This window comes from Xanthomonas sp. SHU 199 (genome assembly GCF_000364665.1).
GTDB classification, from domain to species: Bacteria; Pseudomonadota; Gammaproteobacteria; order Xanthomonadales; family Xanthomonadaceae; genus Xanthomonas_A; species Xanthomonas_A sontii.
Genome location: NZ_AQOI01000342.1, coordinates 1 through 2074 on the forward strand (window position 1 = coordinate 1; position 2074 = coordinate 2074).

The 2074-nt window shown below is 72.8% G+C and carries 2 protein-coding genes; both read left to right on the forward strand.

The window, feature by feature from the left end; genetic code table 11:
• Window positions 1-1369: phosphoenolpyruvate carboxylase (locus D183_RS0111880; protein ID WP_017909184.1), on the forward strand; the 1369-nt coding region annotated here is incomplete at its 5' end.
• Window positions 1370-1452: 83 nt separating this feature from the next.
• Complete coding sequence (locus D183_RS0111885; RefSeq protein WP_017909185.1) at window positions 1453-2028, forward strand: TetR/AcrR family transcriptional regulator; 576 nt, start codon at window positions 1453-1455, stop codon at window positions 2026-2028.
• The last annotated feature ends 46 nt before the right edge of the window (window positions 2029-2074 follow it).

Below are 2074 nucleotides of genomic sequence, written 5' to 3' on the forward strand. Positions count from 1 at the left end.
CAGCGGCGAGCAGGCGCTGCCGGCGGCCGACGACGAAGGCAATGCGCGGCTGGACGCGGTGTTCGCCGCGCTCGCCGATGCGCGCGCGCGGCACGGCGCCGACGCGCTGGGCAGCTACATCATCTCGATGGCGCACGACCGCGCCGACGTGCTGACCGTGCTGGCGCTGGCGCGCCGCGGCGGCCTGGTCGATGCCGACGGCGCGGTGCCGCTGGACATCGTGCCGTTGTTCGAGACCGTGGACGACCTGCGCGGCGGCACCGCGACCCTGCACGACCTGCTGGCCGATCCGGTCTACCGCCGCCACCTGGCCGCGCGCGACGACGTGCAGATGGTGATGCTCGGCTATTCGGACAGCGGCAAGGACGGCGGCATCGCCGCCTCGCGCTGGGGCCTGCAGCGCGCGCAGGTGGAACTGCTGGAGGCGGCGGCCGAACTGGGCATCCGCCTGACCTTCTTCCATGGCCGCGGCGGCTCGATCGTGCGCGGCGGCGGCAAGACCACGCGCGCGCTGGAGGCGGCGCCGCGCGGCAGCGTCGACGGGCGCCTGCGCGTGACCGAGCAGGGCGAGGTGATCCACCGCAAGTACGGCATCCGCGCGCTGGCGCTGCGTTCGCTCGAACAGATGACCGGCGCGGTGCTGCTGTCGAGCCTGCGCCCGCGTGCGGCCGATGCGCGCGAGGCCGGCTGGCGGCCGGTGATGGACCTGGTCGCCGAGCACAGCAGCCAGGCGTACCGCGGCTTCGTCGGCGATGCCGAGTTCATGCGCTATTTCCGCCTGGCCACGCCGATCGACGTGATCGAGCGCATGACCCTGGGCTCGCGGCCGTCGCGGCGGCTCGGCCAGGATGCGGCGCTGTCCAACCTGCGGGCGATTCCCTGGGTATTCGCCTGGAGCCAGGCGCGCGCGGTGATCCCGGGCTGGTACGGCGTGGGCAGCGGCCTGCAGGCGGCGGTGGACGCCGGCCACGAGGACGCGCTGCGCGCGATGGCCGCGGACTGGCCGTTCTTCCGCACCTTCCTCGACGACATCGCCATGGTCCTGTCCAAGGGCGACCTCAACATCGCCGAGATGTTCTCGCGCCTGTCCGGGCCGCTGCACGCGCGCTTCTTCCCGCGCATCCGCGACGAACTGGCGCTGACCAAGGGCTGGGTGAAGGCGCTGACCGGGCAGTCGTCGCTGCTGCAGCATGATCCCCGCCTGGCCTTGTCGATCCGTCTGCGCAATCCGTACATCGACCCCATCAGCGTGCTGCAGGTGGACTTGCTGCAGCGCTGGCGCGCCACCGACGGCGAAGACGAGGACCTGCTGCGGGCGCTGGTGGCCTGCGTCAACGGCGTCGCCCAGGGCGTGCAGAACACCGGCTGAGCCCAGTGCTTCCAGGGCGCCGCCGGTGGGTACCGGCGGCGGCCGACCGTGATCCGCTTGCAAGCGGACAAAATTGTCCGATAATGCCGCGCATGGAAATGCGAGCCGATACCGCCCATCGCCGCCGCCTGTTGCTGGACGCCGCCGACGAGGTGTTCTGCGCGCACGGCGTGCTGGCGCCGCTGGAACTGGTGGTGGAGCGCGCCGGCCTCGGCCGCGCCACCCTGTACCGCCATTTCGCCGACCGCACCGAACTGATGGCTGCCCTGCTGGAACGCGGCCTGGACGGCCTGGAGGGCTGCGCGCGCGAGATCGGTACGCGGCCGGACGGGCTGTTCCTGCTGATGTACGACGTCGCCGAACACATCGCGATGTCGGCGCCGCTGGCCGACTACTGGCGGTCGATGCCGCGCGAGCATCCGACGATCGCCGCGGCGCATACGCGGGCGATGGCGATCCTGTTGCCGTACCTGCAGCGCGCGATCGCCGCCGGCCTGTGCCGCCCGGACCTGGGCGAGCAGGACCTGGCCCTGGCGATGGACATGCTCGGCGCCTGCCAGCGCGGCAGCGACGAGGCCGAACGCAAGGCGCTGGCGCAGCGTTGTTGCCGCCTGCTGTGCCACGCCCTGGCCACGCCCGCGGCGGCGGCCGAGTTGTGAGCGCCGACGGCGCCGCGCGTCGACGCGCCTGGCCATGGCGGCTGGG